Raw genomic sequence first — 18816 nt, forward strand, 5'->3', positions numbered from 1 at the left:
TAAAACCAAAATCTGTCAAGTCATAAAGATGAGACAGGTTTTTTTATGTAATATACCCTTGTAGCCTAAGATCTTCTACCGAATATACTACCGAAGAAAACCCGTTAGAAAGTACAACATTGCTCGTAGTAACGTCTAGTAAGTCTGTATAATAATGATCTGTGAGTATAATTCCTTTTTTTGCTTTAAGCGAAAACAAAAACTCTTTTATCTTTTCTTTATACAAGGGCTCTATCATAGAGAAAGGCTCGTCTAGCATAAGGAATGGGTGATTAAGATTTGCTACAAGTAACAGCTCTAGATAACGTATCTCACCCATTGAGAGTACGCCCGCTTTTTTTGATGCTATTTTTTCTATAAATGGAGCTCTAAAAATGGCGTCTTGATCATCTCCATCACTATAAAATAGCGGGATGACATCTCTTACTTTTAAATGCTTAGGTAGAAAGCTTTCTTGCGGTAAATACCCTATATATTGCTCAGGAATAATCTTCTTTTGAGATATAGGTGAGCCATTTATGGTAAGTGTTGCTTTAGTCGCTTTTAAGGTGCCAAAAAGTATCTTGAGCAATGTAGATTTCCCAGATCCATTAGCACCAAATAGCCCCAAAATATCACCAGTCTTTAGTGTGAAGGAGACATCTTTAAGCACTTCTTTGCTTCCAAATGATTTTTGTGCAGATATGAGTTGTAGCTCGTTTATCATACAAAGAAGGATGTAATGATAAGCAAGACTATGGCTAGAAAACCATTTATCAAATAGGTTCTTGTGATGAGGTGCTTCTTTGTAAAACCAAGATTATGGTACATATAGTATTGTTGTTTTTGAAAGTAACCAAAGGCAAGAATGCCCAAGCCAGTCCCAAACACACCAAAAACAACGATGGTTACCAGAACACCATTTATAATGCCATCTCGAGCAGGAACTGTCGCGAGTCCAAATAAAATGCAGACTGCAGCAGCATATAATGTTACGTCACGATAAAAGTTCCACATAGGTTAAAAATAGATAATCTCCTTTTAAGGTAGGGGTAACATACTTTAATGGCATAAAAAAACCTGCCTATTGTATAACGGGCAGGTTTTTAAAAATGTTATAATGTCTGTGTTTAAATAACATTTATTTGAGCAATATACCTTTCAATAAATTCTTTGTCTTTTTTACTATTCAAAATCAACAATTCATTGTTTTTATGAGTTCTATAATTCATTAGAAACTTCGTTTTACCACTACGAGTCAATTCTGAAAATTGCAAACATTTTGAGTCAAATTTATTTGTTAGTAATTCCGTTTTTTTAGTATGCTCAAGTATTTTTCTTAGATAAGTTAATTCTCCGGTTTTTTCGTCAATCTTCAATTCAGAATAATAAACCCAAGCAGTAAACCTATATGATATAAATCCAATCGATGTTAAAGCGGTAACGAATATTCCGAGACCAATTCCTAGAAACCAAATTAGAAATACAGAAGAGGCAGCGGTCCAAATAAATAATTCTTTCCAATTAAATGGAAGTCTATCACTTAAAGTATGAACATTACCATTTCTTGAAATTTTATAGTAACTCCCTTTATGATTCATTATTACTATTAACTATATATCATCATAATCTACCACAATTCTAGCTGAGGTAGGATGCGCCTGGCAGGTAAGGATGAGTCCCTCTGCAACCTCTGCATCTGTAAGAATTTGATTTTGAGACATCACAGCAGTTCCTTCTGTTACTCTTGCGATACAGCTGCTACATACGCCGCCTTGACAAGAGTGTGGCGCGTCTATATTCTCATCTAGTGAGGCGTCAAGAATGTTTGTCTCTTGATCCATTGTAAACTCAAACTCCTCATCGTCACAAAGTACTTTTATAGCCGTTTTACCATTTAGAGGCGCCTCGATCTCTGTAGTTTCTGTACTTGCTGTAAAGAGTTCAAAATGTATGGCAGTGTCTGCAACTTCATTTTCTTTTAGAACTTTAGTTACTTCATTAATCATTGCCTCTGGACCACATAAAAAGTAATCGTCAAAGTTGTTTTCGGCATATTTATTTTTTACCACAAAGTTTACCGTAGACTTCATAATACGGCCAAAGTGTGCGCCATCTACACGCGACTGTGAGTAAATACTTTCAATAGAGAAGCGATCTGTATATTGAGATCTCAAAGCTTGTAACTCGTCTATAAACATCGCCTCCTCTGGTGTTCGATTCCCGAAGACTAGTACAAAAGTGCTATCTGGAGATTGCGTAAGGGTTGTCTTTATCATAGACAGAATAGGTGTAATACCAGAACCTGCGGCAAATGCTGCGTAGTTTTTCGCTTTCGCGAAAGCGGAATTATCTATCTTAAATCTACCCTCTGGTTCTTGTACTTCTAGCGTGTCACCTTCCTTAAGTTCTCTATTTGCATACGTTGAGAACGTTCCATTTTCTACCTCTTTTACTGCAACGGTAAGCCCTTCTTGAGGTGTGCTACAAATAGAGTAAGCACGTCTAACCTCTATACCATCTATGGTAGTTTTTAAAGTAATATATTGACCAGGCGCAAAGGTAAAGTGCTCTTTTAAAGCACCCGGAAGTGCAAAAGTAATAGCAACTGACTTTGCTGTGATTCTTGTAATGGTCTGAATATGAAGTGTATGAAATGAAGACATAGCTATTTTTTTTACAAAAATACAAAGCAATGCGTTTTATGTGTAACATTACGAGTAGTTTAAATACCTATACCTCGCTAAACAACCGAAAATTATGGTCAAACAATTTGTAAGCCTTGAGTGGAAGGCATTTTTTAGAAGTCCTGCTTTTGGGACTAACCTTGCACTTAAAATTTTGATGGTTTTTGGAGCCTTAATGATGGTTTTATACCTAGGAGGTGCTGGTGTGGGTCTTTATTTTATACTTGAAAAAGCAGACCTTGAGCCTTTCTCTACCGTAAATACATTTGTTATTTATTACATAGTAGGTGATCTCATAATAAGATATATGGGACAAAAGATGCCCGTGGTAAATATCAAACCGCTATTACTTTTACCTTTTAAAAAGACTAAGATTGTAAAGTTTGCACTTGGTAAAACGGTGCTTGCCTTCTGGAACTGGATGCACGCTTTTTTCTTTATTCCATTTTCTATTGTTTTACTGGCAAAGGGTTTTAGTCCGCTAGGTGTAATTGCGTGGCACGTGGCTATGTTTTGCTTTATATATGCAAATAATTTTATTAATGTCTTTTTAAATGACAAGTTGTGGCTTGTGTTGAGCGTAGGAGCATTATTTGCTGCCTTAGGCTTTGCTCAGTATTATGGCTATTTTGATATCACAGCGTTTACACAACCGTTTTTTCAAGGGTTATATGAGTATATGTGGCCTGTTATATTTCCTATAGCATTACTTGTTACAGTAGCAACGGTTGCTTTTAAGTACTTTCTTGCAAGACTGTATCTAGATGCAGGGCTGGCAAAAAAGGTAAGTGAAGCAAGTGGTGGAGATTTAGGGTGGCTAGACCGTTTTGGGAAGCAGTCTACCTTTCTTAAAAATGATATTAGACTCATAATGAGAAATAAACGCTCTAAAACTACGGTGTTTATGAGTGTTATGTTTTTGTTTTATGGATTGCTCTTTTTTACAGGCGCTGTTGAGGTGTATGATGGCCCTTTTTGGAAAATGTTTGCAGCAGTATTTGTAAGTGGTGGTTTCCTTTTTAGTTTTGGGCAGTTTGTTCCTTCTTGGGATAGTGCCTATTACCCGCTTATGATGACACAAAATATTGCCTATAAAGATTATTTAAAGTCTAAGTGGCTACTCTTGGTGATTGCTACATTCTTTTCGGCGATATTATGTATACCCTATATTTATTTTGGGTGGGATGTACTTATTGCAGTACTAGTAGGAGCTATATTTAATATGGGTATAAATGCACACCTTGTATTACTAGGGGGCGCTTATATAAAAACACCCATAGACTTACAGAGTGGTAAAAAAGCCTTTGGAGACAAGAGTTCTTTTAACCTTAAAACGCTGCTTGTGAGTTTACCTAAAATGCTTGGGCCTATGGCGCTTTATGCGATAGGGCACTTTACGGTAGGACCTACTTTGGGCTATGCACTAGTTGCTATAGTAGGGCTTATAGGCTTTGCTTTTAGAGATAAAGTATTTGACCAGATTATAAAAATATATAAGACAGAGAAGTATAAAACGCTTGCAGCTTACAAACAAACAAAATAGAGAGACGATGATCACAGTACACAACTTGTCAAAATCATATAACGGAGTTACAGTTCTTAACCTTGAAGGTTTTAAAATCCCAAAGGGTCAGTCTTTTGGACTTGTAGGTAATAATGGGGCCGGTAAGACTACGCTTTTTAGTTGTCTGCTAGATCTTATACAACCTTCTACGGGTTATATAGAAAATGGAGGCGTAAAAGTAAATGAGAGTGAAGACTGGAAAACACACACGGCTTCTTTTATAGATGAGTCATTCCTGATAGGATACCTTACTCCAGAAGAGTACTTTTATTTTATAGGAGACCTAAGAGGAGAAAATAAAGCAGATGTAGATGCGTTGCTGGCAACTTTTGAAGACTTTTTTAACGATGAGATTATAGGGAAACGTAAATACTTACGTGACCTTTCAAAAGGAAATCAAAAAAAGGTGGGTATCGTAGCGACCTTAATAGGGAGTCCAGATGTAATTATACTTGATGAGCCATTTGCAAATCTTGACCCTACTACGCAAATACGTTTAAAAGGAATCATAAAAAAGATGGCATCAGATAGAGAGGTAACTGTCTTGGTATCTAGTCACGATCTTCAGCACGTAACAGAAGTTTGTGAGCGTATTGTAGTTTTAGAGAAAGGGAGCTTAGTAAAAGATATTATGACTTCTCCAGCAACTCTTAAAGATCTAGAGGCTTACTTTGCTGGTAATGAGGTAGTAGTAGAGTAAGAGCCTTAAGTTGGGTTAAAAAAAATGGCCACAATAAAGCGACCATTTCCTAAGTTCCCCAACTTAATTCTTCAAGTTTATGCAACTTGAACAGTAAAAATACTAAAGTGCTAGGTATCAACCGAAAAAACAGCGGTTTTTTTTAGAATTTTCTTAACTTTTTTTTAAGACATCCATAAATTATCTGCTCAAAGGCACTATATGACGTGAAGAGTCCTAATAAAAAGATGGAAATCTATGTTTTTTCAAAAAGAAATGTATTTTTACACGCTTCCATACTAAAATGGGTAAATTACAGTTCCTTTTAGTAAAAACACAACAGGTTTGACAATACTCTTAAGACGTATCCTCTGTACAAGTATTCTTGTATTAATTCTTGCGAGCTGCTCTCGCAAGAAAGATTCATTTATAAGTCGCAACTACCACGCAGTTACCACAGAGTACAATACGTTATATAATGGTAACGTCGCCCTAGATGAAGGTAAGAGCGCACTTATACAAACCTTTAATGATAACTACTGGGAAGTACTACCTATAGAGCGCATATCTTTTGAAGAAAACACCGCTCTAGGTGAAGAAAATAGAGATCCTAACTTTGTAAGAGCAGAAGAAAAAGCAATTAAAGCGATACAACGCCACTCTATGAAAATAGATGGAGAAGAGCGCAACCCACAAATGGATGAAGCCTTCTTACTACTAGGAAAAGCAAGATATTTTGACCAGCAATTTGTACCAGCACTCGAAGCTTTTAATTACGTACTTGCATATTACCCTAAGAGTAACAATATCGCTCAGGCAAAAGTCTGGAAGGAAAAGACAAACATCAGGCTAGAAAATAATGAGATTGCTATAGAGAATCTCAACAAGATTTTTAAAGTAGAGAAAAATCTCAAAAACCAAGACATTGCAGATGCAAAAGCAATGCTCGCTCAGGCCTATCTTAATCTAAACAAACCAGATAGTGCTCTCATTTATATAAAAGAAGCTTCAGACCTCACTCGTAAGTATGAAGAAAGAGGTCGCTATAACTACATCAAGGGGCAGCTGTATAATCGTCTAGATAAAAAAGATAGTGCAAATCTCGCCTTTCAAGAAGTGATAGACCTTAATAGAAAGATACCTCGCAAGTATCATATAAATGCACATTTAGAACAAATACGTAGTAGTGACCTTACTACAGAAGATACACTTGCACTAAGAGAGCGTCTAGATAAAATGATAAGTAATAGAGAGAATAGACCATTTTTAGATAAAATATATTACACAAAGGCGGCCTATTATATGAGCCTAGGTAAAGAAGACTCTGCTATTGCAAATTATAACAAGTCATTAAGGGAGACAAGCACAGATAACTACCTTGTGTCACGAGATTATCTCGCACTTGCAGACTATAATTTTGAGCAAGCCGCATATAAAACGGCTGGAGCTTATTATGATAGTATGCTGGGTAAAATAAGCGACCGCACAAGAGAGTATAGGTCTGTAAAAAAGAAACGTGATAACCTTACAGATGTTATAGCCTATGAGGATCTCACACAACGCAACGATAGTATTATCTCACTAGTCACGATGTCTGAAGATGATCTTACGGCATATTTTGATAACTATATAGCAGAGCTTAAGGCAAAAGAAGCGGCAGACTCTATAGCTAGAGTAGATAAAATACGTAATAACGAGTTTTTTAATAGTAGTTCTAGTGCTCGTAAAAAAACACAAGCTACAGCTGGTGAATTTTACTTCTATAATGATGTAGCGGTATCTTATGGTAAGCAAGCCTTTGAGCGTAGATGGGGTAAAAGAAGACTAGCAGATGGATGGCGCCTCTCATCAAAACAAACTCCAGCTAGTAACGGAGGGCTCTTGCCGGTAGCACTTCAAGAAGAAGAGGAGACACAAAAGAAAACAGCACAAGACTATATTGCAACACTACCTAGGGATAGAACTCAAATAGATAGCCTCATTAAAGAGCGTGACTTTGCCTACTTTCAGCTAGGGCTTATTTATAAAGAAAAGTTTAAAGAATATCCTTTGGCGGCAAATCGTTTAGAAAAGCTATTAAGTTTCAAGCCTGATGAGAAGCTTGTGTTGCCAGCTACCTATAACTTGTATCAAGTGTATGAATCTATGGACGCTTTCGCGAAAGCGGAAACCTATAAAAACGAGATCACCACAAAGTATCCAGACTCTCGTTATGCTACAAGAATAAATAATCCTAATACAGCACTTGAAGCAGATGCAGAGGCTCCAGAAGAAATTTATAAAGGTTTATATAAGCGTTTTCAAAACCAAGAATATGCAGGTCTTCTCTCAGACCTAGAAGTAAAAATTGATCAACTTTATGGAGATCCATATTTACCTAAATTTGAACTGCTTAAAGCAACCGTGTTAGGTAGATATAAAGGGTATGATGCTTACAAAGAGAGCCTTAATTATGTAGCACTTACCTACCCGCGTACAGAAGAAGGTAAGAAAGCTCAAAACTTATTGCGCAACGCTTTGCCTACAATGAAGTTTGAAAACTTTGATGACGAGGCAATTTCTATAAACTATAAGGTGCTATACTCCTTTACAAGTTCTGACGTGCAGGGAGCGCGCGATTTTCAGAGGAGACTTGTAGAGAGCTTTGAAAAAATAGGCTACACACAGTTTTCTACCTCTATAGATGTATATAATGATAAAGAGTCTTTTGTAGTAATACACTTTTTAGACAGTAGAAGTCAAGCCGAAGGCCTTGTTGAATTACTTGCAGTAAATGATCAAGTAAGAATTACAAGACCTAATACCATTATTGCTTCAGAAAATTATAAGATCATCCAAGTACATAAAAACTTTGATGCTTATAAGGCACAAAAAACAAAATGAGATTAAATATAAACCCCCTTACAAATGTTTTCAGATAACAAAAAAGGAAAAGGACCTGCACTTACAAATCAACAAAACCGCATAAGCCAGGGTACAACTCTTAAAGGAGATGTTACCTCAGAAGGAGGTTTTCGTATAGATGGTGTAATAGAGGGTAATATTACAGCACCAAATAAGATTGTAATAGGTAAAACAGGTGTTGTAACTGGTACAGTTATTTGCAACGATGCAGATGTAGAGGGTAAAATTGTAGGTAGATTAGAGATAAAAAATTTACTTTCTATAAAGACTTCTGCACATATTGAAGGAGAGGTTATTACTGGAAAGCTTGCCGTAGAGCCTGGGGCAACCTTTAACGCATCTTGTGAGATGAAAGGCAACCTTAAATCGCTATCAAATGCCAAAGGAAAAGGAGAACGCTCCGCTTAAAAACTGGGCACGATTTTCTACCATTGCTTTACAGATGGGAGTGACTATATACTTAGGTAATCTACTAGGTGTATGGCTCGATCAAAAATTTGAAACTACATACTTAGAAAAAACAGTTACACTCTTTGCTATTTTTCTATCTATCTACTTCGTCATAAAAGGGGTAATGCGTCTCAATAAATAAGTGTTGATTAAAAAATTAATTCTTTATACACTTGGTGTTATAAGCTTATTTCTCATTAGTTATAACGTTCACCATTATCTCACATTAAAATTTGAGATATATCATCCATACAGTTTATGGAGTGTTTATCTATATCAAGCAATAGCATCTTATATACTTGTGGTAGTCTTTGAGCTACTTGCCTCGCTCACAAAAGAGTTTAAAGATCAACTAGGCTTTTTATACTTAGGATCTATGGCGGTAAAAGTTTTATTCTTTTGTGTTCTTTTTAGAGATGTTATTTTTTTTGGACCTGATTTGAGTAAGAGAGACAGTGTTTCTCTACTGTTACCCATCTTCATATTTATCTTTTATGAGGTAATTGTTATTGTGAAAATCTTGAATAGAGAGACTCAAAATTGAAATAATTACGAAATCTGTTTTATTTTCAAGAAAATGAGTACTTTTGCACAGAATTTTAGGCCACATCATTTATTGAAAATATTGGAATGAAAATAGCATCAAAATCGATTTCATTTTTAACATTAGTTCTTGTGCTTTTGACTTCTTTTTCTGTTTACGGAAAAGATGGAGCAAAAAAGGGTGATCCTGTTAATACAAGAACGGAGATTAATGAGTACATACAACATCACTTAAAGGACTCTCACGACTTCCATTTATTCTCAACTTTTGATGATAATGGAATGGAGCATCACTGGGGTTTTCCTTTACCAGTAATGTTATGGGGAGAAAATGGCTTTACGGCTTTTATGTCTTCAGAGTTTCACCACGATGATGATGGAACGGTCGTTGTAGAAAAAGGTGATAGTCGCTTTGTAAAACTTCATAGTAGAATATATGAGCTTAACGCTGGTGAGACTGCTGTTCAGTTTGATGAAGAGCACCACGCAGTAAATGCTTCAAAGCCTTTTGATTTATCTATCACAAAGAGTGTCTTCGGGATATTACTTATAGGTTTATTAATGCTGTTTTGGTTCTCAAGACTAGCAAGACAATACAAAAACAAACAAGTTCCTACTGGATTTGGACGTGTACTTGAGCCACTAGTGGTTTATGTACGTGATGAAATTGCTAAGCCAAACATTGGTGAGAGCTACAGAAAATTTACTGGATACCTTCTTACTGTATTCTTCTTTATCTGGATACTTAACCTTGTAGGTTTAATGCCATTTGGCTTCAACGTTACTGGACAAATTGCTGTTACAGCGGCACTAGCTGTTATTACATTAGTAATTTATGTATTTAGCGGTAATAAACACTTCTGGGGGCATATGTTATGGATGCCAGGTATTCCTTATGTATTTAGACCATTACTAGGTATTATAGAGCTTATAGGTACACTAGTTATTAAGCCATTTTCATTATTAGTACGTCTGTTTGCAAACATTACTGCAGGTCACACGGTTGTAATGAGTCTTGTAGCGGTAGGTATCCTTATGCAAGAAAGCTTATCTGCAACAGGGTCTACTATTGTATCATTATTTTTATCATTATTCATAATGCTTATTGAGGTGCTAGTAGCATTCTTACAAGCTTATATATTTACAACACTCTCTGCACTATTTATAGGTATGGCAGTTGCAGATGATCATCACGATGAGGAGCTGCACGACGAGCTAGGAGAGGAGATTGAGGACACTGAAGTTATCCGTAAGAACTTCACTTAATTAAGAATTTTTATTTGTTTAATTTTTTATATACACTATTATGTCTTTAGCATTAGTACAAGAAGTAGCACCAATGTTCCCAAATTTAGTAGGAGCTGGTCTAGTAGTAATTGGAGGTGGTATCGGTCTTGGTAAGATTGGTGGAGCTGCAATGGAAGGAATTGCTCGTCAGCCTGAGGCTGCTGGTAAAATCCAGACTGCGATGATTATCGTTGCTGCACTTTTAGAAGGACTTGCATTTGGAGCGCTTATATTAGGAGCTTAATCCAGATCAACTCTAAAAATTCAACTTCCTGTAACGGTTGGTTACAGGAGTTGAATTTAATTAAACAAAGATTATAAGAACACAGAACCACTTTTGAGATGGAACAATTATTAGAGAATTTTTCACTTGACCTGTTTGTAAAACAAACAATCCTTTTCTTATTGCTTATTTTCCTTATGGTAAAATTTGCTTGGAAACCTATTATGAGCGCACTTAATGAGCGTGAAGAAGGAATACAAGGAGCTCTTGATGCTGCAGAAAATGCAAAGAAAGAGATGGCAAGTCTTCAAGCAGATAACGAGAAGCTTTTAAAAGAAGCTAGAGCAGAGCGTGAAGCGATGCTTAAGGAAGCTCGTGAGATGAAGACTAAAATGATAGATGACGCAAAGGTAGAAGCCAAAGACGCTGCAGATAAAATGGTGGCTCAAGCACAAGCAGCTATTGAGGCAGAACGTAAGAGCGCTATCGCAGATCTTAAAGGTCAGGTTGCAGCACTTTCTGTAGAGATTGCAGAGAAAGTTGTAAAAAATGAGCTTTCTGATAAAGAAAAGCAACTAGGTCTTGTAGACAAGATGCTAGGTCAAGCAACATTAAACTAACAGATTTTAAGCCGCTATCACTATGAGTAGAGCAGCAATACGATATGCAAAAGCAGTACTAGATCTTGCAAAAGATAATGGATCTGTAGAGGCAGTTTTAAATGATATGAAATCTGTAAAGGCTACTATAGAAGGAAGTAAAGAACTTCGCAATGCCTTAAACAGTCCTGTAATAAAAGCAGACGATAAGCGCGCTGTATTACGTCAGGTATTTACAGACGGTACAAAAGAGACATTAGGTCTTGTAGATGTTCTTGTAGATAATAGTAGAGCAAATTTACTAGGTGGTGTGGCAGATAGTTTTATTGCAGAGTACAATAAAAGCAATAAGATTGAGAGTGCTACAGTAACTACAGCAGTAGCTTTAACTCCAGAACTGGAGACTAAGGTGCTGGCAAAAGTAAAAGAGCTTACAGGAAGCACTAACGTAACTCTTACAAACGAGATCGATGAGAGCATCATAGGTGGTTTTGTATTAAGAGTAGGTGATACACAGTACAATGCAAGTATCGCTAGCCAGCTAGGCAAGTTAAAAAGAGAATTTAGTAACAGTTTATAAATAAACGGCTCATCGTGAGGTGAGAAAATTTTCGCGAAAGCGGACTTATAAATTTAGATCAAATGGCAGAAGTTAAACCAGCAGAAGTTTCGGCAATTTTAAAGAAACAACTTTCAGGTTTTGAAGCAACAGCTTCCCTTGACGAAGTAGGAACAGTACTAACTGTGGGTGATGGTATCGCTCGTATTTACGGACTTGCAAACGCACAATATGGTGAGCTTGTAGAGTTTGAAAGCGGTCTTGAGGCGATTGTTCTTAACCTTGAAGAAGATAACGTAGGGGTTGTACTCTTAGGTACTTCTTCATCTATTAAGGAAGGTGATACCGTAAAACGTACACAACGTATCGCATCTATCCAGGTAGGTGAGGGTATTACTGGACGTGTGGTAAACACGTTAGGTCTTCCTATTGATGGAAAGGGACCTATCGCTGGAGAAACTTATGAGATGCCACTTGAGCGTAAAGCGCCTGGTGTTGTTTTTCGTGAGCCAGTAACAGAGCCATTACAAACAGGTATTAAGGCAATTGATGCTATGATACCAGTAGGTAGAGGGCAGCGTGAGCTTGTAATTGGTGACCGTCAGACAGGTAAGTCTACTGTTTGTATTGACACTATCCTTAACCAAAAAGAATTTTACGATGCTGGTGAGCCTGTACACTGTATATATGTAGCTATTGGACAGAAAGCTTCTACTGTTGCACTTATTGCACAGGTACTAGAAGATGCTGGAGCAATGGCATACACAACTATCGTAGCGGCAAATGCATCAGATCCTGCAGCAATGCAAGTATATGCACCATTTGCAGGAGCTGCAATTGGAGAGTACTTTAGAGATACAGGTCGTCCTGCATTAATCATTTATGATGATTTATCTAAGCAAGCAGTTGCATACCGTGAGGTATCATTGCTACTTCGTCGTCCACCGGGACGTGAGGCATACCCTGGAGATGTATTCTTTTTACACTCTAGATTACTTGAGCGTGCTGCAAAGGTGATTAATGATGATGCTATTGCAAAAACAATGAATGACCTTCCAGATAGCCTTAAACCTATCGTAAAAGGAGGAGGATCACTTACTGCACTTCCTATCATTGAGACACAAGCGGGTGACGTATCTGCTTATATCCCTACAAACGTAATTTCTATTACAGATGGGCAAATCTTCTTAGATGGAGATTTATTTAACTCTGGTGTACGTCCAGCTATTAACGTAGGTATCTCGGTATCACGTGTAGGAGGTAATGCACAGATTAAGTCAATGAAGAAAGTATCTGGTACACTAAAGCTTGATCAAGCTGCTTTCCGTGAATTAGAAGCGTTTGCAAAGTTTGGATCAGATCTAGATGCTGCTACCCTTAACGTAATTGAAAAAGGAAAGCGTAACGTAGAGATACTTAAGCAAGCAGAAAACACGCCATTTACAGTAGAGGATCAAATTGCAATTATTTATGCAGGATCTAAAAACTTATTACGTGACGTGCCTGTAAACAGAGTTAAAGAATTTGAAGCAGAATATATCGAGTTCTTAAACGCAAAGCACAGAGGTATCCTTGATACACTTAAGTCTGGAAAGCTTACAGATGAAGTTACAGATACACTTGTAGCAGTAGCAAAAGACCTATCTGCTAACTATAACTAGTAGAATTTCGCTTTCGCGAAAAATATAATTCAACAACTCCCGCGCAAGCGGGAGACTTGTCAAAATTAAAGACAAATCGTGCCTAGCAAGTCTTACTTGTAAACACGGGAATTTATACAAGATGGCAAACTTAAAGGAAATAAGAAACAGGATTTCATCAGTATCTTCTACGATGCAGATTACTAGTGCTATGAAAATGGTATCTGCTGCAAAGTTGAAGAAAGCACAAGATGCAATTACAGCAATGCGCCCATATTCTGATAAGCTTACTGAGCTTTTACAGAACTTAAGTGCAACGCTAGAAGGAGATTCTGGAAGTAAACTCGCAGAAGATCGTGAGATTAATAAGGTACTTATTGTAGCTATTTCATCAAACAGGGGTCTAGCAGGAGCTTTTAATACAAATATTATTAAAGGTGTAAATGCACGTGTTGCTGCAAAGTATGCTGGCAAAGAGGTGCACCTAGTAACCTTAGGTAAAAAAGCAGATGCTATACTTGGTAAGACTTTTAAGGTAATTGAAAATAACAATGATATTTACGATGATCTTACTTTTGATAACGTATCAGCTATTGCAGAAGATTTAATGGCTCGTTTTGAAGCTGGTGAATATGATCGTATAGACATCATTTACAACAAGTTTAAAAATGCAGCAACGCAAATTGTTACTCCTGAGCAGTTTCTACCTATCGTAGCAACCGTACAAGAAGAAACAACTGCCACTGCAGATTATATTTTTGAGCCGTCTAAAGAAGAGATTGTAGAGGGATTAATTCCTAAAGCATTAAAGACACAGCTTTTTAAAGGCATAAGAGACTCTGTAGCATCAGAACACGGTGCACGTATGACTGCGATGCACAAAGCAACAGATAATGCGACAGAGCTTAGAGATGCACTGAAGTTGCAATATAACAAAGCACGTCAAGCGGCTATTACAAACGAGATACTTGAGATTGTAGGTGGTGCAGAAGCTTTAAATAATTAATAACTGATTAAGTCATTTAATTATACAACACAAATTGAAATATGAAATCCCTGGCCATAATGGTCAGGGATTTTTGTTATAGGTTAAATCTAACTATGACAAGATAAAAGAGTTATTATTGGTATCTTTTCAAGATAATTTCAAGAATTATAGGCTTTGAATTTTGTAAAGAACACCACATTTCTAATTACTATTTTCATAACTAGCTTGTTATGTAACTGTGCTCTAGCACAAGAGTTACCTCCTATTCAAAATTTTGAGCCGTCACTTTACGGTGCAGATAACCAGAACTGGCAAGTATCTCAAGGAGATGATGGGATCATCTATTTTGCAAACAATAAAGGACTTTTACAATACAACGGTGCTCAATGGAGCTTGAGACCTTCACCTAACGAGACAATTTTGAGATCTGTTGCTGCTATAGGAGATAGAGTTTATACTGGGGCTCATATGGATTTTGGATTTTGGAAAAAAGACCGTGATGGTATACTACAATACACATCACTCAGCAGCCTTTTAAGCCACTCAATGATAGAAGGGGAGCAAATCTGGAAGATTATATCTTACAAAAACAAAGTGCTCTTACAATCACTTAACGGCATTTATGTTTATAACCCTAAAGATGATAGCATAACCTATATCGCTGTAGCTACAAAGAATGCTATTTTCAGACTATTTGAAATAGATGGTAACTTATTATTTCAAGAGCAAGGAAAGGGATTGTTTATAATAGAAAATGGTCAAGCCATAAGCTACGATACAAGAGATGTATTTCAAAACAAAACTTTTATAGGGCTCTACCAGCGAGAATCATATTGGTTAGGAGTAACCCAAAAAAATGGGATTTTTAAAATTACATCTACAGAGGTTACTGCCTGGGCATACCCTGCAGCGTCATATATTAAAGATATGACCTTGTATCGCTCTATAGAACTTTCTGATCAATCACTAGTTATAGGAACCGTCGCAAACGGTCTTATAAAATTGTCTAAAGATGGCACACTAGATTACCAAGTAACCCAGAATAAGGGCCTTGGTAATAATACTGTACTGGCTATTTATGAAGATCAATCTAAGAATATATGGGTAGGTCTGGATAATGGAATTGCTTGTATAAACACAATGAGTCCCGTACGTAATTACTATGATGAACAAGGGAGGTTGGGTACAACGTATGTATCAGCTATTCATAATAATGCACTTTACCTAGGCACAAATCAAGGTTTATTTTATAGAGATCTAGATAGTAAAGACTTTAAACTTGTTCCGGGTACCGAGGAGCAGGTTTGGGATTTAAAGGTCATACAAAACATACTTTTCTGCGGTCATAATAATGGCACTTACATTGTTGAAAAAGGTATAGCAAGACAAATTGCAAAACCCCAAGGCACCTGGACGATACGCACTATACCTGACAATCCTAATCTGCTTTTACAAGGTAATTATGATGGATTATATGTTTTAGAAAAATCAGAAAATGGATGGCAACTCCGTAATAAAATTAAGGGCTTTGATATATCTTCACGATATTTTGAGTTTATTTCGCCTACTGTTATTTTAGTAAATAACGAATACAAAGGCGTTTATAGAGTTGAAATGGACAGTACATTCAAGCAGGTAAGCTCATATAATCTGAATCCATCCGTAAATAAAGGAGAACATTCAAGCCTTTCTAAATTTGACAATACGATTTACTACGCAAATAAAAATGGTATTTATAAGTACAATGATATTACCAGCACATTTAGTAGGGAAGATAAAATAAGTGCCATTTATGACGATAAGTTTGTCTCTGGTAAACTTATAAATGATGAAAGTAACAAGATGTGGGCTTTTACAGATGAAGATGTCGTTTACTTTTCTAAAGACCCTTTGGACACTGAGTTGTCTATTAATAAAATTTATATTCCGCAACGAGACCGTAACGCCGCACAAGGTTTTGAAAACATCACCTCCATTTCATCAAATGATTTTCTATTAGGAACTTCTCACGGATATCTAATATTTTCGCCCTACAATGATAAAGAGAAATATAGCGTCTATATTAACCGTATAGAAAACAATCCAATAGAGGGAACACCTCACGTCGTGTCACTTTTTGAAGATTCAAATTTTAGTTTTAAAGAAAATAATATCTCTTTTAACTATCACGTGGCTCAATATGATAAATTTAAACAAACCAGTTATCAATATAGATTGCTGGGCTTTTATGATGAATGGAGTGAGTGGACAACCTCAAATAGACAAGAATTTGCAAATGTTTCTCCAGGCTCATATACATTTGAAGTCAAGGCAAAGGTAGGAGATAATGTTTCAGAAAATGTTGCTACTTATAATTTTACGATAGACAGACCTTGGTATACATCATATCTGGCAATCATTCTCTATTCTATACTCGCTATTCTTGTTTTCTTAGCGTTTCAACAATATAATAAACGCAGATACAAACGAAAACAGGATCAAGCTTTAGAAAGAACAAAAAGGGATATGGATCTAAAGGCTCTAGCTGTAGAAAAGGAAAATATAGAGCTCAGAAATCAAAATTTAAGAGATGATATAAGTGCTAGAAATAGAGAGCTAGCAACTTCTACATTGGCAATGGTAAATAAAAGTAAAACGCTTAAGTCCATAAAAGAAAAGCTTAGTAAACTTGAACCTACCCCAGAACTTAAAGCGATTATCAAGGATATAGATAAAAATATTAGTACTAACGAAGACTGGGCATTTTTTGAGAAAGCATTTAATCACGCAGATAAAGACTTCTTTAAAAAAGTAAAAGAAATTCACCCAGAACTAACTGCAAATGATTTAAAACTTTGTGTGTACTTGCGTCTTAACTTAAGCTCAAAGGAGATTGCTCCACTACTTAATATATCTCATAGAAGTGTTGAAATTAAAAGATATCGTTTGAGGAAAAAAATTAATTTAGACAGATCTATACAGCTCAATGATTACTTCATAAAGATGTAAAGACCTCTACGTAGTGAGATTATATAAGTACATCATTGGTGTAATTTACTACAACATAACCACAACAATGATTAGTTTATAACGTTTGCGTAAGAATTAAATAAGCTTTATTTCTAACTATACAATACGTTTTTGTCAATACGAGTTATAATTATGTCTTATTACGAATATATTCTGTTATAAGCTAGGCAGCTAAGGTTCTTAACAGCAGTAAAAGCTAAGGTTTTAGGAAAAGTTTTTAAAATAACAAAGTTTATAAGGATTGTTACTTTAATTATGGATTTGACCTCTAAAAAAGCATCAAAAACAATTTTAAATTCTATAATTCGCAATTTTACGGTGTTAATATTACGATGTATGTTATTTGTATAGGTCTAATTTGGTGATTTGGCAAAATAAGCTTGTAATTTTAAATTTCGTATTATTAATTAAATTGAATTATTATGAAAAAAATTACTTTACTGCTTTTTATCTTTTGTAGTGCATTTGCAATACAAGCCCAGAACCTGCTTAATAATGGCGATTTTGAAGAAGGAATGGTAGAATGGACGGGGAATGCCTTTAATGTACAAGAGGATGGCGGCAACAGCTTTAACTTTGCAAATGTAGAGACAGCGGGAAACGCGTTTGACGTAAATTTAAGTCAGATTCTCTCTATTACTGAGGGAGAAACATATGTACTCACCTTTGACGCATCTACTGGGGCTGGAGAAACTCGTACGATTATTGCGGGTATAGGTCTTAATGAAGCACCTTTTACTGCGGCGGTTGAAACAGTAACACTTACAGAAACCTTAACAACTTTTGAACTTACTCTTACAGCTGGTGGAATAGGAATTCCAAATAGTAGAGTATTATTTGATATGGGTGCAGAGACAGGAGTCGTTGTTATAGATAATGTTTCTCTAGTAGTAGGAGAAGCAGAAGAGCCTGCAGCTCCAAGTGTAGCAGCTCCTACACCACCAGAAAGAGATGCAGAAAATGTTTTTTCTTTATTTAGCGATGCTTACACAACACAAGAGAATACTGTATTTGGAGCTTTTGGAGTGGGAACACAAGATATAGAAACAATCCAGGTAGAAGGAAACGACACCCAAAAAATCACGATGAATCAACCATCTTCTGAGTTTTTACTAGTAGACTGGGGAGCACCTATAGATTTATCTTCACTTACATTTTTCCATATGGATTATTGGATAGATACAGATAATTCGGCGGGTCTTATTGCAAATCCAAAATGGTCTAATCACGTAGGTGACGCAGGTGAAACTTCGTCTTTTCAGTTAACAAATCCGGTAACAACATTTGGAGAGTGGGTATCACTAGATGTGCCATTATCTGACTTTACAGACGGAGATGCAACACAGCAAAGAGATGCACTTAGACAGTTTGTATTAACGCTTGCAGGAGCAAATACAGGTAATAGAACTATCTATATAGATAATTTGTATTTACATAATGAGACACTAAGTACAGATGAGCTTACAGAGACAGGCCTATCTGCTTTTCCTAATCCAACTACAAACGAATGGGTTCTTACTACAAACGCACCTACAAAAGAGATTGTTGTTTATGATGTTTTAGGCAAAAAAGTTATGTCTTTAGAGTCTGGAAATACAACGACAAGAATAGATGCTTCAGGATTAACTACAGGAATATATATAGCAAACGTAGTGACAGAGCAAGGTATACAGTCTATAAAGCTTATCAAGCAATAGGGTCAACC

Annotated in this window: 18 protein-coding genes; 14 read left to right on the forward strand and 4 right to left on the reverse strand. The window is 36.2% G+C overall.

Annotated features, from left to right (window positions below; genetic code table 11):
• Positions 1 to 43: 43 nt before the first annotated feature.
• From I597_RS03300 to I597_RS03315, 4 genes are all read right to left on the reverse strand, one after another.
• Positions 44 to 706: an ATP-binding cassette domain-containing protein gene (locus tag I597_RS03300; RefSeq protein ID WP_035326291.1), complete on the reverse strand. Its 663-nt coding sequence runs from the start codon at positions 704 to 706 to the stop codon at positions 44 to 46.
• Positions 703 to 996, reverse strand: coding sequence for a hypothetical protein (locus I597_RS03305; protein WP_035326294.1), 294 nt, complete (start codon positions 994 to 996; stop codon positions 703 to 705). Before I597_RS03305 ends, I597_RS03300 begins: the two co-directional genes overlap by 4 nt.
• Positions 997 to 1109: 113 nt before the next feature.
• The gene (locus I597_RS03310; protein ID WP_035326297.1) at positions 1110 to 1580 is read right to left on the reverse strand and encodes a hypothetical protein; all 471 of its coding nucleotides are present in this window, start codon (positions 1578 to 1580) and stop codon (positions 1110 to 1112) included.
• A gap of 12 nt (positions 1581 to 1592) precedes the next feature.
• Positions 1593 to 2645: a ferredoxin--NADP reductase gene (locus I597_RS03315; protein ID WP_035326300.1), complete on the reverse strand. Its 1053-nt coding sequence runs from the start codon at positions 2643 to 2645 to the stop codon at positions 1593 to 1595.
• Positions 2646 to 2739: 94 nt separating this feature from the next.
• On the opposite strand from I597_RS03315, the gene I597_RS03320 reads away from it, so the two are divergent.
• The 14 genes from I597_RS03320 (at position 2740) to I597_RS03385 (ending at position 18808) form a co-directional block, all read left to right on the forward strand.
• Entirely contained in the window at positions 2740 to 4209 is a 1470-nt protein-coding gene (locus I597_RS03320) for a DUF5687 family protein (protein WP_035326302.1), read from the forward strand.
• A gap of 7 nt (positions 4210 to 4216) precedes the next feature.
• Positions 4217 to 4930, forward strand: coding sequence for an ABC transporter ATP-binding protein (locus tag I597_RS03325; RefSeq protein WP_035328911.1), 714 nt, complete (start codon positions 4217 to 4219; stop codon positions 4928 to 4930).
• Positions 4931 to 5254: 324 nt separating this feature from the next.
• Positions 5255 to 7792 carry a type IX secretion system periplasmic lipoprotein PorW/SprE gene (porW, locus tag I597_RS03330; protein ID WP_052111866.1) on the forward strand — a complete coding sequence of 846 codons (2538 nt, stop codon included), beginning with the start codon at positions 5255 to 5257 and terminating at the stop codon, positions 7790 to 7792.
• A gap of 24 nt (positions 7793 to 7816) precedes the next feature.
• Entirely contained in the window at positions 7817 to 8221 is a 405-nt protein-coding gene (locus tag I597_RS03335; protein WP_035326305.1) for a bactofilin family protein, read from the forward strand.
• Positions 8190 to 8405 (forward strand): AtpZ/AtpI family protein, encoded by a 216-nt coding sequence (locus I597_RS03340; protein WP_035326307.1) that lies wholly within the window; start codon positions 8190 to 8192, stop codon positions 8403 to 8405. Before I597_RS03335 ends, I597_RS03340 begins: the two co-directional genes overlap by 32 nt.
• Before the next feature lie 3 nt (positions 8406 to 8408).
• A complete protein-coding gene (locus I597_RS03345; RefSeq protein ID WP_152594963.1) occupies positions 8409 to 8807 on the forward strand; it encodes a DUF6168 family protein in 399 nt (132 codons plus the stop codon).
• 86 nt (positions 8808 to 8893) lie between these two features.
• Positions 8894 to 10072: a F0F1 ATP synthase subunit A gene (gene atpB, locus I597_RS03350; RefSeq protein WP_035326312.1), complete on the forward strand. Its 1179-nt coding sequence runs from the start codon at positions 8894 to 8896 to the stop codon at positions 10070 to 10072.
• A gap of 40 nt (positions 10073 to 10112) precedes the next feature.
• Positions 10113 to 10337 carry an ATP synthase F0 subunit C gene (atpE, locus tag I597_RS03355; RefSeq protein ID WP_269465683.1) on the forward strand — a complete coding sequence of 75 codons (225 nt, stop codon included), beginning with the start codon at positions 10113 to 10115 and terminating at the stop codon, positions 10335 to 10337.
• Between the two features lie 98 nt (positions 10338 to 10435).
• Positions 10436 to 10936, forward strand: coding sequence for a F0F1 ATP synthase subunit B (locus I597_RS03360; protein WP_035326314.1), 501 nt, complete (start codon positions 10436 to 10438; stop codon positions 10934 to 10936).
• A 22-nt stretch (positions 10937 to 10958) separates the two neighbouring features.
• Positions 10959 to 11495 carry an ATP synthase F1 subunit delta gene (atpH, locus tag I597_RS03365; protein ID WP_035326316.1) on the forward strand — a complete coding sequence of 179 codons (537 nt, stop codon included), beginning with the start codon at positions 10959 to 10961 and terminating at the stop codon, positions 11493 to 11495.
• Positions 11496 to 11557: 62 nt separating this feature from the next.
• Positions 11558 to 13135, forward strand: a complete 1578-nt coding sequence (gene atpA / locus I597_RS03370) for a F0F1 ATP synthase subunit alpha (RefSeq protein ID WP_035326318.1) — start codon at positions 11558 to 11560, stop codon at positions 13133 to 13135.
• Positions 13136 to 13256: 121 nt separating this feature from the next.
• The gene (gene atpG, locus I597_RS03375) at positions 13257 to 14120 is read left to right on the forward strand and encodes an ATP synthase F1 subunit gamma (protein ID WP_035326320.1); all 864 of its coding nucleotides are present in this window, start codon (positions 13257 to 13259) and stop codon (positions 14118 to 14120) included.
• Between the two features lie 156 nt (positions 14121 to 14276).
• Positions 14277 to 17090, forward strand: a complete 2814-nt coding sequence (locus tag I597_RS03380; RefSeq protein WP_152594964.1) for a triple tyrosine motif-containing protein — start codon at positions 14277 to 14279, stop codon at positions 17088 to 17090.
• A 443-nt stretch (positions 17091 to 17533) separates the two neighbouring features.
• Positions 17534 to 18808, forward strand: coding sequence for a T9SS type A sorting domain-containing protein (locus tag I597_RS03385; protein ID WP_052111870.1), 1275 nt, complete (start codon positions 17534 to 17536; stop codon positions 18806 to 18808).
• The last annotated feature ends 8 nt before the right edge of the window (positions 18809 to 18816 follow it).

The sequence above is a fragment of the Dokdonia donghaensis DSW-1 genome (assembly GCF_001653755.1).
Classification (GTDB): Bacteria; Bacteroidota; Bacteroidia; order Flavobacteriales; family Flavobacteriaceae; genus Dokdonia; species Dokdonia donghaensis.

What these genes read in the sequence shown, in the direction of transcription:
- I597_RS03320 (WP_035326302.1), top strand. Translation starts at nt 2,740, where the DNA reads ATGGTCAAACAATTTGTAAGCCTTGAGTGGAAGGCATTTTTTAGAAGT.
- I597_RS03325 (WP_035328911.1), top strand. Translation starts at nt 4,217, where the DNA reads ATGATCACAGTACACAACTTGTCAAAATCATATAACGGAGTTACAGTT.
- atpG (WP_035326320.1), top strand. Translation starts at nt 13,257, where the DNA reads ATGGCAAACTTAAAGGAAATAAGAAACAGGATTTCATCAGTATCTTCT.
- I597_RS03310 (WP_035326297.1), bottom strand. Translation starts at nt 1,580, where the DNA reads ATGAATCATAAAGGGAGTTACTATAAAATTTCAAGAAATGGTAATGTT.
- atpA (WP_035326318.1), top strand. Translation starts at nt 11,558, where the DNA reads ATGGCAGAAGTTAAACCAGCAGAAGTTTCGGCAATTTTAAAGAAACAA.
- I597_RS03340 (WP_035326307.1), top strand. Translation starts at nt 8,190, where the DNA reads ATGCCAAAGGAAAAGGAGAACGCTCCGCTTAAAAACTGGGCACGATTT.
- I597_RS03335 (WP_035326305.1), top strand. Translation starts at nt 7,817, where the DNA reads ATGTTTTCAGATAACAAAAAAGGAAAAGGACCTGCACTTACAAATCAA.
- atpE (WP_269465683.1), top strand. Translation starts at nt 10,113, where the DNA reads ATGTCTTTAGCATTAGTACAAGAAGTAGCACCAATGTTCCCAAATTTA.
- I597_RS03305 (WP_035326294.1), bottom strand. Translation starts at nt 996, where the DNA reads ATGTGGAACTTTTATCGTGACGTAACATTATATGCTGCTGCAGTCTGC.
- atpH (WP_035326316.1), top strand. Translation starts at nt 10,959, where the DNA reads ATGAGTAGAGCAGCAATACGATATGCAAAAGCAGTACTAGATCTTGCA.
- I597_RS03300 (WP_035326291.1), bottom strand. Translation starts at nt 706, where the DNA reads ATGATAAACGAGCTACAACTCATATCTGCACAAAAATCATTTGGAAGC.
- I597_RS03385 (WP_052111870.1), top strand. Translation starts at nt 17,534, where the DNA reads ATGAAAAAAATTACTTTACTGCTTTTTATCTTTTGTAGTGCATTTGCA.
- I597_RS03360 (WP_035326314.1), top strand. Translation starts at nt 10,436, where the DNA reads ATGGAACAATTATTAGAGAATTTTTCACTTGACCTGTTTGTAAAACAA.
- atpB (WP_035326312.1), top strand. Translation starts at nt 8,894, where the DNA reads ATGAAAATAGCATCAAAATCGATTTCATTTTTAACATTAGTTCTTGTG.
- I597_RS03315 (WP_035326300.1), bottom strand. Translation starts at nt 2,645, where the DNA reads ATGTCTTCATTTCATACACTTCATATTCAGACCATTACAAGAATCACA.